Here is a 19,090-nt window from a genome sequence, read left to right as displayed (position 1 = left end):
GGTATGAGCTTTACGCATCTGCATCTGCATACGGAATACAGCCTGCTGGACGGCGCCTGCCGGATCCAGCCGCTGGTGAAGCGGCTGAAAGACCTGGGCATGGATTCATGTGCCGTGACGGATCACGGTGTGCTTTACGGCGCGATCGAATTCTACACGGCGATGACAGACGCGGGAATCAAACCGATTATCGGCTGTGAGGCCTATGTGTGCCGGGACCGGACGGACCGGTCTCCCACCGGACGGGAGAACAGCCACCTGATCCTGCTGTGCGAAAACAACACAGGATACCAGAATTTGATGTACCTGATCAGCGAAGGATTCCTGACCGGGTACTACTATAAACCGCGCATCGATTACAACCTGATCCGGGAACACCACGAGGGCCTGATCTGCCTGAGCGCCTGCCTGAGCGGCGACCTGCCGAAGATGCTGCTGAACGGGCAGGATGAGAGCGCCCATGCCTATGTGCGGGAAATGCAGGAGATCTTCGGGAAGGACAACTTCTATATCGAGATCATGGACCATAACCTGCGGGACGAAAAGACGGTCCTTCCCCGGCTGATCGCCATCGCGCGGGAGATGGACGTGCCGCTGGTGGCGACGAACGACTGCCACTACCTGGAGAAAAAGGACGCCCACGCACAGGAAGTGCTGATGTGCATCCAGACCGGCAAGACGCTGGCAGACGACCAGCGGATGCGGATGGAGACCAGCGAACTGTATGTCAAGAGCGAGGAAGAGATGCGCGCCCTGTTCCGGCAGGTGCCGGACGCACTGGAGCGGACAAGGGAAATCGCTGACCGGTGCAATGTGACATTCGAGTTCGGCGTGACACGGCTGCCGAAGTATCCGGTGCCCGAAGGCGAAACCGCGGAGCAAATGCTGCGGCGGCTGTGCAGCGAAGGCATCCGCCGGCTGTATCCGGAGGCGAAGGAAGGGGATGAACCCTGGCAGCGCCTGGAGTATGAACTGTCTACAATTGAACATATGGGCTATGTGGATTACTTCCTGATCGTCTGGGATTTCATCCACTATGCCAAATCCCAGGGAATCATGGTGGGACCGGGCCGCGGAAGCGGCGCCGGGTCCATTGTCGCGTATTCCCTGGGCATCACCATGCTGGATCCGCTGAAGTACCAGCTGCTGTTTGAACGCTTCCTGAACCCGGAGCGGGTGACCATGCCGGATATTGACGTGGACTTCTGCTATGAACGGCGGCAGGAAGTGATTGACTATGTGGCGCGGAAATACGGCGCGGACCATGTGAGCCAGATTATCACCTTCGGTACGATGGCAGCCCGCGGCGTGGTGCGCGACGTCGGGCGCGTGCTGGGAATGAGCTACCAGGAGACGGACGCGGTGGCCAAGGCAGTGCCCATGGACCTGGGGATCACGCTGGAAAAGGCGATGAACCTTTCCCCCATGCTGCGCCAGATGGTGGATGAACAGCCCCGGGTAAAGGAACTGATCGATACGGCGATGACGCTGGAAGGAATGCCGCGGCATGCCTCCACGCACGCCGCCGGCGTGCTGATCACCGGCAAACCCGTGGTGGAGTTCGTACCGCTGCAGCGCAACGATGACGTGATCACCACGCAGTATCCCATGGGCATCATTGAGCGGCTGGGCCTGCTGAAGATGGACTTCCTGGGCCTGCGGACGCTGACAGTGATCCGGGATACGCTGGATATGATGCGGGAAGCCGGCACCGACATGAAGCCGGAGGATATCCCGCTGGATGATCCTGCTGTTTACGAGATGATCTGCCGGGGGGATACGGACGGCGTGTTCCAGATGGAAGGCGCGGGAATGACCGGGTTCCTGACCAGCATGAAGCCCTCCTGCTTTGAGGATATTATCGCGGCGATCTCCCTGTACCGGCCCGGCCCGATGGATTCCATTCCGCGCTATATCGCCGGGAAGGTGGATCCATCCAGCGTCCGGTACAAGACGGAGAAGCTGCGCCCGATCCTGGACGTAACTTACGGGTGTATGGTGTACCAGGAGCAGGTGATGCAGATTGTGCGGGACCTGGCCGGGTACAGCTACGGCCGGAGCGACCTGGTGCGCCGCGCCATGGCCAAGAAAAAGCACAAGGTCATGGAAGAGGAACGCGAGATCTTCGTGCACGGAATGACGGACGCGGACGGGAACGTGAAGGTACCCGGATGCGTGCGCAACGGCGTGCCGGAGAAGGTCGCCAATGAGATCTACGATGAAATGATCGCCTTCGCGAGCTATGCGTTCAACAAGTCCCACGCGGCCGCGTACGGCGTGGTCGCCATGCAGACCGCCTGGCTGAAGCATTACTATCCGGTGCAGTTTATGGCGGCAATGCTGAACAGCGTATACGGCAACACCGGCAAGATCGCCGGCTATATCCAGTACTGCCGCGGGCGGGGAATCCCTGTACTGCCGCCCCATGTCAACCGGAGCCGCTGGAAGTTTACGGTCGCCCGGGATGCGGAAGGGAAAACCGCGATTCTGTTCGGCCTGGGCGCGGTGAAGAGCGTCGGGGAAAACGCCGTGAACGCCGTGATCCGGGAGCGGGAAAACGGCGGACCTTACCGGGACATTTTTGATTTCTGCAGCCGGATTGACACGGCAGACTGCAGCAAGCGCGTGACGGAAAGCCTGATCAAGGCCGGCGCGTTCGACGGGATGGGCGCCAACCGGCCGCAGATGCTGGCCGTGTACGAAACGGCGATGGACGCCAACCAGTCCATCCGGAAGAAGAATGTGAGCGGACAGGTAAGCCTGTTCGACATGTTCGGGCAGGACGAAAGCCCGGCCATGATGGGTGCGCAGATCCGCCTGCCGGACCTGCCGGACTGCCCGGCCCGGGTGAAGCTGCAGATGGAAAAGGAAGCATCCGGCGTATATATGACCGGACATCCGCTGGATGATTATGCCGACGTGCTGAAGGATATGACCATGACCGCTGCCCGCGTGGAAGACGGCGAGGAAGACGGACAGGACCTGGATGGTATGTTTGTCGATATGGGCGGTATCCTGACCGAGGTGAAGGGAAAGGCGACCAAGAAGGGCGACTATATGGCCTTCCTGACGCTGGAGGATATGACCGGCCAGATTGAGTGCCTGGCATTTCCGCGGGTGTTTGAGCGGTACCAGCCGCTGATCCGGGAGGATGAGGCGGTGGTGATCAGCGGGAAGATCAGCGTACGGGAAGAGGAAGCACCGAAGCTGCTGGCGGAGCGGATTGCCCGCCTGGATGACTGGAAAAAAGCTCCGGTGAAGAAGGAGCCGGAACAGCCGCTGATTCCCGACGCGAAGGCGGCGGAACTGGCGGAAGCCAAGCTGTTCCTGCGGCTGGAGAGGAAGGATATGGACCGGACGCAGGCTATGCTGGCGCTGGACAGCGGCGACATTCCGGTTTATATGCACATTCCTGCGGAGAAAATGACGCTGCTGTGCCCCCGCAGCAGCTGGTTCAGCGGGAATGAAGACGGGCTGGCCCGCCTGAAGGAGGCGCTGGGCGCGGAAAACGTGGTCCTGCGGAGAAAGACATGATTGAACTGGAACATGCGACCAAGAAATATGGCGCGATATACGGCCTGCGGGATGTGACCCTGCATATCGGCAAGGGAGAGACCGTGGGACTGCTGGGACGGAACGGCGCGGGAAAAACCACCGCGCTGAACCTGATTACGGGGTATTTTCCGCCGACGGCAGGGACGGTGCGGATCGGGGGCATGGACATGCTGGAATCCGCCCGGGCATGCCGGCATATGATCGGATACCTGCCGGAACGGCCGCCACTGTATGATGAAATGACTACCGAGGAATACCTCCGGTTCGTGTGTGAACTGCGGGAAGTGACCGCAAAAGCGATCCCGGCGCACGTGGAGGAAATCCTGACCCTGTGCGGCCTGCAGGAAACCCGCGGACGCCTGCTGGGCCATATGAGCAAAGGCTACCGCCAGCGGGCGGGAATTGCCCAGGCGCTGTGCGGATCACCGGAAATCCTGATCCTGGACGAGCCCACCGTCGGCCTGGATCCGAAGCAGACGGTGGAAATCCGGGAACTGATCCGACGGCTGCAGGCGGAGCATACGGTGGTATTTTCAAGCCATATCCTGTCGGAAGTACAGCAGCTGTGCTCCCGGGTGATTATCCTGGACGGCGGGCGAATGGTGCGCGACTTTGACCGGAATGAGCCGGAGACCGGGACGCTGCGGATCCGGCTGAAGATCGCCGGGGAAGAGGGCACGGTGATGCCGCGGCTGCAGCACCTGGACACGGATATCCGGGCAGAACTCCTGCCCGCGGAAGAGAACGGGGTGACGGAAGCCCGGCTGGTGATGGAGGCAGGCGGGGATGCCGGTGCGGCAGCGGATCGGGTATTCCGGCTGCTGGCGGGAGCGGGCATTCCGGTGCGGATGATGAGAGTGGAAAAGGAGACCCTGGAGGAAGTTTTCCTGCGGGAGACGGACAGGAACAATGAATAACAGAAAGGAGGAAACCGCGTGAAGGCCATCTGGAAACGGGAGATGCGGGGGTATTTCCATACCCCGGTGGGTTACGTGTTCCTGGGCGTGTTCCTCGCGATTTCCTCGGTTCTTTTTTACCTGGATATCCTGAGCCGGAGAAGCAGCAACCTGCCGGGATTCTTCACGGAAATCAGCGCGATCTGGATGCTGGTGAGCCCGATCCTGACGATGCGGCTGCTGGCGGAGGAACGGCAGAAAAAAACGGACCAGCTGCTGCTGACCAGTCCGGTTTCCCTGCCGGGCATTGTGTCAGGCAAGTACCTGGCGGCGGTAACAGTGCTGCTGATCACAGCCGGATTGACACTGCCGTACGTCCTGATTGTGGCGCTGTACGGACAGGTATTCCCCGCGGAACTGGCGGTGAACTACCTGGGATTCATCCTGGAAGGATGCGCCTTTGCCGCGATGGACCTGTTCCTGTCGGGCTGCGCGGCGACACCGGTGACCGCGGCGGTGCTGGCATTCGGCGCCAATTTCATGCTGTGGATTCTCGACCTGCTGCAGACCGCTGTGCGAAACGTCTGGGTGTCCGATATCCTGAAGTTTGTATCCCTGTACAGGCGTAATATGACGTTCCAGGCAGGACAGCTGAGCTTTGCGTGTATCATCTTTGACCTGGCATTCATCGCCCTGTTCCTGACGCTGACCGTGTACTGCCTGGACCGGAGAAGGACCGGCACCGGGAAGCCGGAGGAATCCGTGATGCAGCGGATCCGCCGCGGGATCCGGAAGAAGAAAGCCGCGGACCGGGAAAGCCGGAAAATCCGGGTGAAGAAATGGAAATACAGCGGGGTATCCGCTATGCTGCTGGTGATGCTTGCACTATCCCTGACCGCCCTCTGCATCGGCGCGGACGCGCTGGAAAAGCGGAATGGGCTGCGGATTGACCTGTCGTTCAACAGCGCAAGCACCTACAGTGAAAAGACACAGGATGTGCTGGAAAACGTTGGGCATGACGTGCATATCTGGGCACTGTTCCGGAACGGAGACGAGGATGTCCCGCTGATGGAGCTGCTGGACCGTTATGCAGCAGCCAGCTCCCGGATCACCTGGGAACAGGCGGACATCGCACTGAACCCGGCGCTGGTCTCCCGCTTTACAACCGACAAGGGAACACCGCAGGATGAAGGACTGATTGTCTGGTGTGAGGATACCGGCCGATCCCGGCTGATCGGTCCGGCGGAATATGCCACCTGGCTGACCGAGACGGAGACTTCCGAAGTAAGCGCAATGTGGAATTCCGAAGTCCTCCTGACCGAAGCCATCCACTATGTGACCCGGGAACGGGTACCGCAGGTTGTCATCATCCAGGGGCATGATGAATGGGGCGCCGGGGATCTGGAAACATTTGAAAACCTGCTGAAAGCCTATCAGTACGAGGTCGTATACGCCAACACCGGGGATAAGGATTTCCAGCCGGATCCGCGGGACGTACTGGTTTTCTTCAGCCCGCGGCAGGACCTGAGCGATACCGAACTGGAGAAACTGAATGCCTTTGCCCGGCAGGGCGGAAGCTTCCTGTTTACGCGGGATTACCTGGACGACGGGAAAATGCAGAGAATGCCGAATTACCGGATCCTGCTGCGCAGCTGCGGATTTGAATGCGTGGAAGGAGTGGTTTTTGCGGATGCTTCGGCGGATAACACCTATTATGATGTGTACAGGAACTGGCTGCTGCCAGAAATGCTGTCCACCGACATGACGATTGACCTGGTTGCATCCGGGATGACTGAGATTATGATGCCGGATGCCACCGCATTTGAAATACCGGAGGATACTGACAATTACATGACGACTTCCGTGGTGCTGCAGAGCGGGGAAACCGCGAGCCTGATGACTTCCGGGGCAGCGGGAGAACTGACCGATACCGGAATGGCTGGCCCGTTCGCACTGGCCCTGCAGTCCTGGCGGATTACGACGGAAGGCCACCTCTCCCGGGCGTTTATCATCGGCTGTACCGAAGCGCTGGTGAATGAGGGGATCCTGAGCATGACCAACGGACAGCAGCTGACGATCCGGGTGATGGATTACCTGCTGGATATGGAAGCTTCCAACCTGAGCATTATGCCGAAGGTGGGACTGCATCCCACCCTGGGTACCGGAAGCACGATGCTGGGATCCGTCCTGCTGGTGGCGCTGCCTGCAGCCGTCCTGCTGGCCGCTCTGCTGGTACTGGCCCGGCGCAGGAACCGGTGAACCGGAGAAAAGAGAAGCAACCATGCAACATGTTGACCGAAAAACCCGGAAGGGGAATAAACACAGGCGCGCGCTGTGGATCGCGGCTGCGGCACTGCTGCTGGCCGGCAGCGTGGCTGCCGCTGTGCTCCTGACCCGGAAAACGGAAACGGAAATACTGGATCTTCCCGTGACCGGGGGCATCCTGATGAACCGCGGAACGGAAGAAGTGGAATCCGTGACCATTACCCGGAAGGGTGAGGAATCCTGGACGCTGACCCGGGGAGAAGACGGAAAGATGCACCTGAACGGGGAGGAGAACTGGGCAGCTGAATCCGCAACGGCGCAGATGCTGCTTGAATCGCTGGCCAACCTGGCCTATGAGGAAGTGCTGACGGACAATCCGGAGGATTACCGGGGCAGCGAGGCACTGTTCGGCCTGGAAGAACCCTCCGTGACCGCCCGTGCCCGTTTTTCGGACGGACAGGAGATCACCATCCGGCTCGGCGACCCGGTACCGGGTGACCGGGAATGGTACTATATGACCGTAGACGGTGACGACCGCCTGTTTGCCATTTCCCGCGGGCAGGCGGAGGACCTGGACCCGTCACCGGATATCCTGCATCCGGTGAACCAGCCGGAGGTTTTTGCTGTACTGCTGGACCGGATCACGATTGCCGGAGCGGACGGGAATGTGACCGCGGAATGGCGGCTGCGGGGCAGTATCACCGACCGGGACGTTTCCACAAACTGGGAGATCACCGTACCGATGCAGTATCCCGCGGATGACGAGAGCATTGAAACCCTGAAAAACGCCGCGGAAGGCCTGCACCTGGGCATATTTGTGGAGGAAGCCACCGGGGAAAACCTGGAAAAACGCGGCCTGCTCCAGCCGGCCTGGACGCTGACCCTGCATATGGCGGCGGGATCCACCGGCAAGGTGTCCGGAAACGGTGTATATGATGTGGTGGAACGGCCGGAGAGCACCGTGGTGATTGATATCGCCGAAAGCGAAGACGGACTGTACCACTATGTCCGGTTCGGGAATGAGATTGACAAGGTGGCCTATATGACGCTGGCCCCCTTCCTGAAAACGAAACCGCTGGATACGGCGGCCCGGTACCTCTTTGCCACCCCGCTGAACAGCCTGGACAGCATGACGGTGGAGAAGAACGGGAGTACGACGGAATACACGCTGAAGCGGGAAGTCGTGACGGATGAGGATACCGGTGAAGCCCGGACGGCCTGCCTGAGGAACGGCACTGAAATCTCCTGGGATGCATTTACCGCAATGTACGACCGACTGCTGACGGTGAACATCACCGGGAGACTGCCGGCAGATGCGGAAACCGGAAACGCGCACACTAAAATAACGCTCCGCACGGTGAACGGCGGAGCGCATACGATCATACTGAGTGACTGGGACGGCATGCATGATGCCGTGACCATTGACGGGGGGACCCTTTTCTATATCACACGGGACAACTTTTCCACGGAAATTCCGGAATAAGGGCAGATTTATTCACCGATTGCGATGATATTCCGCCCGGTAAACCGGACCGTATAGGGCTGCCCTTCCTGCAGGGCAGGAAGCGGAATTTCCTCATCCCAGTATAGGAGCTGTTCCCGGGAACCGTGTTTGTCCGCATCCCCGAGAAAAATCAGGCTGATGCAGGACACCCCGTCCACGCGGGACAGATCCGGATCTGTGCGGACATATTCCATCACCCGGTCATGGCTGCGCCCGGAGAGGGCGGAGACCACCAGCTTCCGGTAGTCCAGCAGGGGCCTGCAGAACATCTCGATGAAAAAGATCAGGAATACGTCAAGCAGCGCCAGGAGGACGATGGAGAGCCATTCCACGCGGATGACCACCGACCAGACAAAGGCGGCCAGCAGCAGCGCGGAAATGACACCCACCAGGATCCAGCGCTTTTTCAGTTTGCCGTTCAGGGATGCCAGCATTTCAGCAGAATACAATTCCTTCATACGGGTTCCTCCGGTCACAAACAGGGAAGCCCTTCCCCTTGTGCGTCAGGGAAGGGCTGTGCTTGCTTGATGTGTGGAAATAAATCAATCAGATGAGCTCGAGAATGACCATCTCGGCGGCATCGCCGCGGCGCGGTCCGAGCTTGTAGATGCGGGTGTAACCGCCGGAGCAGTTCTTTTCGGCATTGCGGGCCTTGTACTTGGGTCCGATTTCCCGGAAGAGCTTTTCCACCACAGGATGCTTGTTGTCCTTGGTGCGCTCGCGGTAATCCGCCTTGCTTTCATCCTGCTGCTTGGTTTCCTTCAGATCATACAGGTAAGCCATCATGATCCGGCGGGCATGCAGACGGGAAGGAGCATCGTTGACGACGTCCAGCGTAACCAGCTGGCCCTTGTCGTTATGGGTTTCCTTGGTGGTGGAAACCGTGTTGTCGCATTCGCGCACAGCCAGAGTGATCATCTTATCCGCGATCCGGCGGACTTCCTTGGCCTTGGCCTCGGTCGTCTCGATGCGGCCGTTCCAGATCAGATTGGTCACCTGATTGCGGAGCAGCGCCTTGCGCTGATCAGCCGTGCGACCCAGCTTGCGTTGGTTAGCCATGGGGTTTTCCTCCTCTTAGTCTTCGTTGGGTCGCAGGCCCAGTCCGAGCGCATTGAGCTTCTGCTCAACTTCTTCCAGACTCTTGCGGCCGAGGTTGCGAACCTTCATCATATCTTCCTGATTCTTCTGCACCAGCTCAGCAACGCTGTTGATGCCGGCACGCTTCAGGCAGTTGTAGGCGCGGACGGAAAGATCCAGTTCCTCGATGGTCATCTCCAGAACCTTGTCTTTCTTATCCTCTTCGGGCTGGACCATGCTTACGGGCATGACGCGGTCGGTCAGGCTGATGAACAGGGTCAGATGCTCGGTGAGGATTTTGGCGGCGCTGGAAATCGCCTCTTCAGGCTTCAGCGTGCCATTGGTCCAGATTTCAAGCGTCAGCTTGTCGTAGTCGGTGATCTGGCCGACACGGGTGTCTTCCACGATGTAGTTGACCTTCTTCACGGGGGTGAAGATGGAATCGATCGGGATCACACCGATGGGCATGCTGGCGGTCTTGTTCTTGTCGGCGCTGACATAACCGCGGCCCCGTTCGAGCGTCAGCTGCATCTGCAGGTGCGCTTCTTCGTTCAGGGTGGCGATATGCAGGTCCGGGTTGACAACTTCGACTTCATCATCCGTCTTGATGTCGCCGGCCTTCAGCTCGAAGGGACCCTTGACGTCGATAGACAGCTGCTTGGGTCCGTCCGTGAACATTCTGCAGGCAATGGACTTCAGGTTCAGGATGATTTCGGTCACATCTTCCTTGATGCCCGGAATCGTGGAGAATTCATGCTGCACACCCTCGATGTGCACGGAAGAAACTGCCACGCCGGGGAGGGAAGAAAGCAGTACCCGACGCATGGAATTGCCGAGCGTATGGCCGAAGCCGCGCTCCAGGGGCTCGATTACGAACTTGCCGTAAGTGCCGTCCTGGCTGGATTCCACACATTCGATGCGGGCTTTTTCGATTTCGACGATCATTTCGTTTTACCCTCCATACCGGATGCGGAGCACAGGCGACAGGATCGCCCGCAGCAACCGCACGGTTCCTTGTTCGTTCGGTTGTCGGCAAGTCATTAACGGGAGTAATACTCGACGATCATGTTCTCCTGGACCTGCAGGTCAATATCCTCACGGGTCGGAAGAGCCGCGACGGTACCGGTCAGGTTCTGGGCGTCAAAGGAGAGCCACTTGGGGGTCAGCACGGTGGTGCCTTCCCGCAGGACCTTGAACATCTCCATCTCTTCGCTGCGCTTGCGAAGGGTGATCTTGTCACCAACCTTCACCTGGTAGGAAGGGATGTCGACCTTCATGTCGTTGACCCGGATGTGACCGTGATTCACGATCTGGCGGGCCATACGGCGGGTCTTGGCCAGGCCGAGACGGAACACCACGTTGTCCAGCCGCAGCTCGAGCAGCTGCATGAGGTTGTCACCGGTGATGCCCTTCATGTTGGCGGCCTTCAGGTAGTACTTGTGGAACTGCTTTTCCAGCACTCCGTACACGAACTTGACCTTCTGCTTTTCCTGCAGCTGGGCGCCGTATTCGGAGACCTTGCGGCGGCGGTTTCCGCCGGGATTGCGGTTGGATTTCTTATTGCCATAGCCCATGACGGCCGGGGAAATATCGAAACTCCGGCACTTCTTGGCGATCGGCTGTTTATTAACTGCCATTTCTATATGCCCTCCTATACTTACACGCGACGGCGCTTGGGCGGACGGCAACCATTGTGCGGAATGGGCGTCACGTCCTTAATCATGTTCACATCCAGACCGGCGGCCTGCAGGGAACGGATAGCAGCCTCACGGCCGGAACCGGGGCCCTTGACATAAACTTCAACCGTGCGCAGGCCATATTCCATAGCGGCCTTGGCGGCGGTTTCAGCGGCCATCTGCGCGGCAAAAGGAGTGGACTTCTTGCTGCCGCGGAAGCCAAGACCACCCGCGCTCGCCCAGGAAAGCGCATTGCCCTGGGTGTCGGTGATGGTTACGATGGTATTGTTGAAAGAAGAACGGATATGCGCAGCGCCCCGCTCAACGACTTTGCGCTCACGGCGTTTACGCGTAGCCTTCTTCAGCTTTTGCTTAGGTGCCATTGATTTTTCTCCCTCCGTAACCCGCCTCAGGCGGGAATCGATTCAGTAAAAAGCTTACTTGGTGGCCTTCTTCTTGCCGGCAATGGTCTTCTTGGGGCCCTTGCGGGTACGGGCGTTCTGCTTGGTATTCTGCCCGCGGACAGGAAGTCCATGACGGTGGCGGACGCCACGGTAGCAGCCGATTTCAATCAGGCGCTTGATATTGAGAGACACTTCACGGCGAAGGTCACCTTCGACCTTCAGGTGATGCTCAATATACTCACGCAGTTTGCTGATTTCGGTCTCGGAGAGGTCCTTTACCCGGGTGTCGGGATTCACGCCGACTTCCGCGAGCATTTTCTGCGAAGTGGTCAGGCCGATGCCGTAGATGTAGGTCAGGCCGATCTCAACGCGCTTTTCTCTGGGCAGGTCAACACCTGCAATGCGTGCCATTTTAAGTAATACACCTCCGTATAATCTCTGACCCACCGGGGTCAAGCAGGAAAAGTGGGCTCCACCAAGGTCCGGCAACCCAACCGAACCCCTGTGAAACACTACTCAGCGCCGGCACCCGGTGAAAGCGGGCGCACGACAACACTGACGGACTGCTATGGAAGGTGCAGTCTGCCAGCGCCTGAAAGAGACGGGTTTGATTTCCCACCGGAACACCCGTTTTTCAACGGATGCAGCCGCCCGGCGGCAAACCAGGGCTAACTGCTACATATTATCACAGCAAGTCCCAAAAGACAATTATTTTTTGGGAAAAATTATTAAATTTTTATTAATAATGTTACAAATTTATAAAATTCCCAAAAGACCCGGTTCAGCTGTGAACGGCACGAAGCAACGCATCGCGTGAATTCTCCACCCGGCCGTCCATGACATCCTCCAGCAGGCGCTGCAGCGTTTCGCCGATTTCCTTTCCGTGCAGGCCGGCCGACTGCAGGTCATGCCCGTTGACCGCAAGATCCTTCAGGGTGTAGCAGGGCTTTTCCGCCAGGAGGGCATCCAGTGCCTCCAGGCGCTCCTTCATCCGACGGTCCTCCCGCTCGGGGGAAGAGTAGCCGGTGGCGATGCGGTCTGCCCGGTGGATCCGGATCAGGTCGCGCAAGTCGGCTTCCCCGAAGCGGTTGAGCTTCCGCAGCAGGAAAGACCGGTCCAGGTTGATCTCGCCGGTTTCGGTACGCAGGGGAATATCGTGGTAACGGACCATGAGGAGAACCCGGTCCCGGGTGGCGTTATCCAGGCGCAGGGTGTCGGCAGCCCTTGCCGCGATCTCCGCGGAGGCCTGCTGGTGTCCCCGGTAATGGCCTTCGCCGTGTTCGTCCATGGTGCGGACGATGGGTTTGCCGGTATCATGGAGCAGCATGGCCAGGCGGAGGTCTGCCTCCGGCGGCATATTTTCCACCGCCCGGACGGTATGCTCCCACAGGTCATATGAATGATGGTGGTTCTTCTGGTCATAGCCGACCATCGGGCGGATTTCCGGAATGATTTCCGAAAGGATATCCGGATAGGCCCGCAGGATCCGTCCGGCCCCCCGGCCGCACAGGAGCTTCAGCAGCTCTTCCCGGATCCGTTCACCGGCGACCCCGGCAAGCGAGGGAGCCAGCTTCCGCGCGGCCTCGTCCGTGGCGGGATCAATCGTGAAATCATATACGGCGGCGAACCGCAGCGCCCGGAGAATGCGCAGGGCATCCTCATCAAAACGGAGCGCGGGCTCGCCGACACAACGGATGGTGCCGGCTGCCAGGTCTTCCCGGCCGCCGAACAGGTCGACCAGGCCTGCGTCCGGAGACCAGGCCATGGCGTTGACGGTGAAATCGCGGCGGGAAAGATCCTCCGCGATATTGTCCACAAAGGAAACGGCATCCGGATGGCGGTGGTCGGTATATGCGCCGTCTACCCGGAAGGTGGTGATTTCATAGGGAACGTGGTTGACCACGACTGTCAGGGTGCCGTGCTTCAGCCCGGTTTCCACGGTATGCAGGCTGCGGAAAACCTGCTGCATCTGCGCCGGAAGGGCGGAGGTGCAGATGTCCCAGTCATGGGGTTCAATTCCCAGAAGGGCATCCCGAACACAGCCGCCGACCGCATATGCGGGATAGCCGGCGTCCCGGAGCATGGCCAGCAGGGCGGCCACGTCCGCAGGCAGGGTGATCGTGAGCTCTTCCATCATTATTCCTCAATTCCGTTGATCTTGAAGCGCAGTAATTTCGGGGGGATGCCGCGGGAGGCTCCCAGTTCGTACATTTCCTGCATCAGGCGGGCTTTGGCAACCCGTTCGGATACCTCCGCGGAGGAGATGCTGACCTGCAGGTCCGGATAATCCGGATGCGTGCAGACGAGCATAAACACCGCGGGATCCACCGTCCGGTCCACATGCCAGCGGATCCGGATCAGATCTTTTTCTTCCATAACTGTTTCCCTTTACCTGTATTCCGTCATCAGGATCTTTCGGGCCACACCGACACATTCCGGGATACCGGCACCACCGGCCATATCCGGCCGCCCGCCGCCCCGGCCGACCCGGCGGATCAGTTCATTCATGTCAATCCGGACATCCGCGCTGCGGGCGAATGTGAGCTTCCCGCCGGATTCCAGCAGGAGTGCTTTCCCCGGTTCCTCAATATACGCGGAGACAGCGGCGGCAACCGCCTTTGTGTCCGTCTCCTCCAGGTTGACTGCGGCCAGCGTGACTCCCCGCAGGTCCGTGGCGCTTTCCGCATCCCGGATCCGGGAAAGGATTTCCTGGGTTTCAAAACGGCGGGCTTTTCGTTCCGCTTCCGCCAGGCGGCTGTTCAGCTCGGATGCCGCGCGCGAAAGCTTCTCCACCGGGCAGCTGAGCGCCGCGCTGGTTTTGTCCGCCGCACGCATATAGCGCTGGAACAACCGGACCGCACGGCCGCCGCAGACAAAAGCAATCCGCACCTTGCCGCGGGCCGGAACCACACCGGTGATCTTGACCAGCCCGATTCGGCCGGTGGAAGCCGGATGGGTTCCGCCGCAGGCGACCATCTCAAAATCCCCCATGGCGACAATCCGGACATGCTCCGTGACCGTCGGCTTTTTCCGCAGGGGCAGGGAAGCAAGCTCTTCCTCATCCGGGAACCAGCAGCGGATCGGCGCATCCAGCCGGATCCGGTCATTGACGGTATCCTCGAGCAGGGTGATCTCCTCTTCCGTCAGGCGCGTGCGCTCATCGGGCAGCGTGACGTCGATGGTGGAATCCTCTGCGCCGAGATGTAGGCCGATTGTGGTTCCGCCGAGCTTTTCCCAGACGGCGCCGGCCAGCATATGCTCGCCGCCATGCTGTTCCATATGGTCCAGCCGCCGGGGGACGTCGATTTCCCCGCGGACTTCCATACCGGCGGGGATTTCCCGATCCACAAGGTGCCATACCTCGCCAGATGGATCCGCTTCCACATCCAGAACCCGGGCTTCCCCGCCGGGGAAGAGGATCCGGCCCGTATCAAAGGGCTGGCCGCCGGAAGTGGGATAGAAGGCGCTGCGGTCCAGGGAAACCAGCCACCGGCCGTCCGTTTTCGCGGGAAATACGGCGGTGACTTTTGCAGCAAAGGACCACAGGTACGCGTCGTCATAATACAGGCGTTCGGTCATGCCATTTCCTCCGGATGAAAAGCGGCGTCAAATTCCGCCTCAGTCAGGAAGCCGAGCGCAACACAGGCCTCCTTCAGGCCGGTGCCGTCCCGGTGGGCTTTCTGGGCGGTTTTGGCCGCCTTTTCATAGCCGATTACCGGATTCAGCGCGGTAACCAGCATCAGGGAGCGGCGGACATTCTCCGCCATTTTTTCCCGGTTGGCTTTGATTCCGCTGACACAGCGGTCGTTGAAGGCATGCATGCTGTCCGCCAGCAGGCGGGCACTCTGCAGGAAATTATAGGCGCAAACGGGCATGAATACGTTCAGTTCGAAGTTGCCCTGGCTGGCGGCGATTCCGACGGCCACGTCATTGCCCATAACCTGGGCGGCCACCATGGTCACCTGTTCGCACTGGGTGGGGTTGACCTTGCCGGGCATGATGGATGAACCCGGCTCGTTTTCCGGAATGGTGATTTCCCCGAGGCCCAGGCGGGGGCCGCTGGCCAGCCAGCGGACGTCATTGGCGATTTTCATCAGGTCGCAGGCGAGCGCCTTGAGCGCACCATGGGCAAAGACCATCTCATCCCGGGAGGTCAGCGCATGGAACTTGTTTTCCGCGGTGACAAAGGGAAGGCCGGAGGCCTGGGCGATTTTCTCCGCCACCAGGGCGTCAAAGCCCGCGGGGGCGTTCAGCCCGGTGCCGACAGCGGTGCCTCCGAGGGCGAGGGACAGCAGGGGCCGGACAGCCGTGCGGATCAGCTCCGCATCTTTTTCCAGGCTGGTGCGCCAGCCGGAAATCTCCTGGGAGAAGCGGATGGGTGTCGCGTCCTGGAGGTGGGTGCGGCCGCATTTGAGGATTCCCTCGTTCTCTGCCTCCAGGCAGCGCAGCGTGGCCGCAAGCTCCTCCACGGCGGGAAGCACGCGTTTCTCCAGCGCTTCCGCGGCGGCAATATGCATGGCAGCCGGGAAGGTATCATTGGAGGACTGGCTCATATTCACATCGTCATTGGGATGCAGGATCCGGCTGCCGGCGATTTCATTTCCGCGGGCGGCAAGGACCTCGTTCATGTTCATGTTGCTCTGGGTGCCGGAACCGGTCTGCCAGACCACCAGCGGGAAATGCCCGTCCAGCTTTCCGGCAAGTACCTCGTCCGCCGCAGCGCAGATGGCAGCCGTCTTTTCATCGGTCATCTTCGCCGGTTTCAGCTCCCGGTTAGCGCGGGCAGCAGCGGCCTTCAGCACCGCAAAGGCGCGGATGATCTCCTCCGGCATCGGCTCCCGGCCGACCCCGATGGGGAAGTTGTTGCGGCTCCGCTCCGTCTGGGCTCCCCAGTATTTATCCGCCGGCACGCGGACCTCTCCCAGGGAATCGTGTTCCAGCCTGTATTCCTGACTCATGGACATCGCTCCTTTTCCCCATAAAAATACCATTTTTCCGGGGGCATTTCAATGGAAAAAGCCGCTTCACGGGGAAGCGGCTTTTGAGATACGGTGCAGATTATTTCACGATCAGCTTCAGGATCGCCAGGACCACAAACGCGGCGGCGGCAATTTTCGTGCCCAGGGCGAGACGAGCTTCGAACGTCTTGGCCTTGGACTTGCTGAAGTAGCTGTTGGACTGGCCGGACAGCGCACTGATGCCGGATTCGTCGGAAGACTGAAGCAGAACTGTAACGATCATCACCAGCGCCGCGATAATCAGCGCGATAGAAATAGCAATACTCATGGATAACCCTCCCTTACCAAATCAGCCTTCAAAGGATAGCACACCGGTGCGCAAATTGCAAGGCTTTTTTCTGCATGCTTACAGATCGCGGTTCTGCTTTCGGGCTTTCAGGGCGGCGAGGCAGCATTCCTTGCTCCGCTCAATGTGGTGGCGCATCAGTTCCTCCAGGGCGGGGAGGTCCTTCTTCTCGACCAGGTCCACCAGCTTGTGGTGTTCCTCATGGGCGGAAGAGCGGCGGTTCTCCTGCTGGATGGCCATGGCGGAGAAACGGCGGATATACTCATCCTGCCCCTCAATGACCCGCAGGATCCGGTTTTTGCCGGAGATTGCGGTGAGGCAGGTATGGAAATCACGCGCCAGGGGAGAGAGACCCTCGATATCGTCCCGGGCGATCAGCGCGTCCATGGCAGCGAGCTTTTCCCGAAGGGCAGCAATATCCTCGGCGGTCGCGTTCTCAATAATATAGGGCAGCGTCAGCATTTCCAGGGAGTTGCGGATCGTGTAGATCTGGTCCACATCCTCGGTGGTGAAGGCATGCACCACAACGCCGCGGCGCATCACATATTCAACGAGCCCGTCCCGCTCCAGCTTGCGGAGCGCTTCCCGCAGCGGGGTACGGGAAATATGGAGTCTGTCGGCGTATTCGGTCTCGACAATCCGTTCGCCGGCGGGAATTTCCCCGGTAATAATGGCCTTTTTCAGCACATCATAAGCGATTTCACGGATCGGACGACTCTCCGTCATGGGCTGAAACGTCAGAGACATTGGCAATCCCTCCTCCGCGTCTGCGGAATGTTTTTTGGATACAGGATAATTAATACAACAAAAAAACAATCCTGTCAAGAGAAATCGCAAAGTAATCCGGACAATCCCGCCGGAGCCGGGAGAAAGGTCCGGTTTTTTCGGAAAATACGGCTGCCGGAAGCCGGTGGTTTCAGCTCTGACGGGCCCTCCGGTCCATTTCCTTCCAGATGACGCGGCGCATGGTCAGGAAACAGGCTGTGGCACCGGTCAGCTGGCTGATGAGCTCCGCCCAGAAGACGCCTTCCACCCCCAGCCCGGCAGGCGGGAGCAGCAGGGTCAGCGGGGCAACGAGCGCGATTTTCCGCAGAAGGGAGAAAAAGAGTGCGTATTTTGGATAATTGAGTGCGACGAATGTGGACTGGCCCGCCTGCTGCAGGGCCATGAATGGGAACGCGCCGAAATAGATCCGGGCGCACCGGATGGTGAGTGCAATCAGCGCCTCGTCCGAGGTGAAGATCCGGATCAGCGGATCCGGCCAAAGCATCAGCACCGCCCAAAGAACCACATTGATTCCGAGACCGCTGAGGAAGGTGAAGCGGATGCTCTCCGAGACCCGGTGCCAGAGGCGGGAACCGTAGTTGAAGCTCATGACATTCTGGCCGCCCATAACGATGCCGCTGTTCGGCAGGCTGACGATCTCCCGCAGGGAATTGATCAGGCTCATCGCACCGACATACAGGGTGCTCAGTACGCCGCCCCAGGCTTTCAGCATCACATTCACGATGGCCTGGGTAATACTGTTGGTGATGCGGAAGCAGAAACCGGTGGCTCCCAGCTTCAGGATGCTGCCGAGCTGCGATCGATCGACCCGGAAACCGGTCAGGCGGAGAACCGCCTTCCGGCCGCGGAGGAACAGCAGCACCCAGGCGGCGCTGACCCCCTGGGAAATAACGGTGGCCCAGGCCGCCCCGCGGATCCCCAGATTCAGCGCATAGATCAGAAGCGGATCCAGGAGGATATTCAGCCCCGCACCGATGATGACGGTGACCATCCCGATCTTCGGGAAGCCCTGTGCGTTGATGAACGGATTCATTCCCAGGCTGATGAGCACCGGGACGGAGCCGAGCACATAAATCCGGAAATAGGCAAGCGCCGGCGGCAGCGTTTCCTCATCACCGCCGAGCAGCGACAGGACTGCCGGCGCCGAAATATACAGAGCCGCAGTCAGGAATGCGCCAACCAGGACCAGCATGGTAAAAGACGTGTTGATGATGGATTCCGCTTTTTCGTGGTTTCCTTCCCCCCGGGCGATGGTGGCCAGCGTTGCACCGCCGGTGCTGAACAGATTGGCGAAGGCCCCGATGAGCGTGATGAGCGGGAACGAGATGCCCAGCGCGGTCAGCGCGAGCGTGCTCCCTTCCGGCATATGGCCGACGTACATCCGGTCCACGATGTTGTACAGGACGTGGACCAGCTCCGCCAGCATCATCGGCAGGCCGAGGCGCAGGATGATTCCCGAAACCTTTCCCCGGGAGAAATCGCCCTTATCAGCAGCCAAATTAACACCTTCCCGAATCGTTATTTCTTCCAGCATTGTAGCCGCACGCCCCGGCAGCGTCAAGGGACGGAAAGTTTTCCTTGACTTAGAGTAAACTCAAAGCCTTATGATCCATTCCAGACAAA

Annotated in this window: 17 protein-coding genes; 4 read left to right on the top strand and 13 right to left on the bottom strand. The window is 59.5% G+C overall.

Translation table 11 applies throughout. The features are described 5' to 3' along the window. Positions 1-3: 3 nt before the first annotated feature. The 4 genes from JNO48_03490 to JNO48_03475 are packed head-to-tail and all read left to right on the top strand — an operon-like array spanning position 4 to position 8,199. Positions 4-3,534 carry a DNA polymerase III subunit alpha gene (locus JNO48_03490; GenBank protein QTE68986.1) on the top strand — a complete coding sequence of 1,177 codons (3,531 nt, stop codon included), beginning with the start codon at positions 4-6 and terminating at the stop codon, positions 3,532-3,534. Then, a complete protein-coding gene (locus JNO48_03485) occupies positions 3,531-4,472 on the top strand; it encodes an ABC transporter ATP-binding protein (GenBank protein QTE68985.1) in 942 nt (313 codons plus the stop codon). The genes JNO48_03490 and JNO48_03485 overlap by 4 nt, the downstream gene beginning before the upstream one ends. Positions 4,473-4,490: 18 nt before the next feature. Next, positions 4,491-6,710 carry a Gldg family protein gene (locus JNO48_03480; GenBank protein ID QTE68984.1) on the top strand — a complete coding sequence of 740 codons (2,220 nt, stop codon included), beginning with the start codon at positions 4,491-4,493 and terminating at the stop codon, positions 6,708-6,710. Positions 6,711-6,732: 22 nt separating this feature from the next. Beyond that, complete coding sequence (locus tag JNO48_03475) at positions 6,733-8,199, top strand: DUF4340 domain-containing protein (protein QTE68983.1); 1,467 nt, start codon at positions 6,733-6,735, stop codon at positions 8,197-8,199. Between the two features lie 8 nt (positions 8,200-8,207). Here the strand turns inward: JNO48_03475 and JNO48_03470 are convergent, their stop codons facing one another. The 13 genes from JNO48_03470 to JNO48_03410 all read right to left on the bottom strand — a co-directional run bounded on the left by JNO48_03470 (position 8,208) and on the right by JNO48_03410 (position 18,965). Further along, positions 8,208-8,678 carry a hypothetical protein gene (locus JNO48_03470; protein QTE68982.1) on the bottom strand — a complete coding sequence of 157 codons (471 nt, stop codon included), beginning with the start codon at positions 8,676-8,678 and terminating at the stop codon, positions 8,208-8,210. An 88-nt stretch (positions 8,679-8,766) separates the two neighbouring features. Further along, positions 8,767-9,279 carry a 50S ribosomal protein L17 gene (locus JNO48_03465; protein QTE68981.1) on the bottom strand — a complete coding sequence of 171 codons (513 nt, stop codon included), beginning with the start codon at positions 9,277-9,279 and terminating at the stop codon, positions 8,767-8,769. 15 nt (positions 9,280-9,294) lie between these two features. Beyond that, positions 9,295-10,239, bottom strand: a complete 945-nt coding sequence (locus JNO48_03460; protein QTE69670.1) for a DNA-directed RNA polymerase subunit alpha — start codon at positions 10,237-10,239, stop codon at positions 9,295-9,297. A 98-nt stretch (positions 10,240-10,337) separates the two neighbouring features. Continuing rightward, entirely contained in the window at positions 10,338-10,934 is a 597-nt protein-coding gene (rpsD, locus tag JNO48_03455) for a 30S ribosomal protein S4 (protein ID QTE68980.1), read from the bottom strand. Between the two features lie 20 nt (positions 10,935-10,954). Beyond that, positions 10,955-11,356, bottom strand: a complete 402-nt coding sequence (gene rpsK / locus JNO48_03450) for a 30S ribosomal protein S11 (protein ID QTE68979.1) — start codon at positions 11,354-11,356, stop codon at positions 10,955-10,957. Positions 11,357-11,410: 54 nt separating this feature from the next. Next, complete coding sequence (rpsM, locus tag JNO48_03445; protein QTE68978.1) at positions 11,411-11,788, bottom strand: 30S ribosomal protein S13; 378 nt, start codon at positions 11,786-11,788, stop codon at positions 11,411-11,413. A 370-nt stretch (positions 11,789-12,158) separates the two neighbouring features. Then, positions 12,159-13,460, bottom strand: a complete 1,302-nt coding sequence (locus tag JNO48_03440; protein QTE69669.1) for an HD domain-containing protein — start codon at positions 13,458-13,460, stop codon at positions 12,159-12,161. Between the two features lie 53 nt (positions 13,461-13,513). Further along, positions 13,514-13,753 (bottom strand): hypothetical protein, encoded by a 240-nt coding sequence (locus JNO48_03435; protein ID QTE68977.1) that lies wholly within the window; start codon positions 13,751-13,753, stop codon positions 13,514-13,516. A 12-nt stretch (positions 13,754-13,765) separates the two neighbouring features. Continuing rightward, entirely contained in the window at positions 13,766-14,956 is a 1,191-nt protein-coding gene (locus tag JNO48_03430) for a hypothetical protein (GenBank protein ID QTE68976.1), read from the bottom strand. Further along, the gene (gene fumC, locus JNO48_03425) at positions 14,953-16,335 is read right to left on the bottom strand and encodes a class II fumarate hydratase (GenBank protein ID QTE68975.1); all 1,383 of its coding nucleotides are present in this window, start codon (positions 16,333-16,335) and stop codon (positions 14,953-14,955) included. The genes JNO48_03430 and fumC overlap by 4 nt, the downstream gene beginning before the upstream one ends. A 100-nt stretch (positions 16,336-16,435) precedes the next feature. After that, complete coding sequence (secG, locus tag JNO48_03420; GenBank protein QTE68974.1) at positions 16,436-16,663, bottom strand: preprotein translocase subunit SecG; 228 nt, start codon at positions 16,661-16,663, stop codon at positions 16,436-16,438. A 78-nt stretch (positions 16,664-16,741) separates the two neighbouring features. Beyond that, entirely contained in the window at positions 16,742-17,428 is a 687-nt protein-coding gene (locus JNO48_03415) for a GntR family transcriptional regulator (GenBank protein QTE68973.1), read from the bottom strand. 169 nt (positions 17,429-17,597) lie between these two features. Next, positions 17,598-18,965, bottom strand: coding sequence for an MATE family efflux transporter (locus JNO48_03410; GenBank protein ID QTE68972.1), 1,368 nt, complete (start codon positions 18,963-18,965; stop codon positions 17,598-17,600). Positions 18,966-19,090: the final 125 nt, after the last annotated feature.

The organism is Clostridiales bacterium (genome assembly GCA_017569285.1).
In the GTDB taxonomy this organism is placed as follows: domain Bacteria; phylum Bacillota; class Clostridia; order Christensenellales; family Aristaeellaceae; genus Aristaeella.
This window is presented reverse-complemented; position numbering and strand designations above follow the sequence as displayed.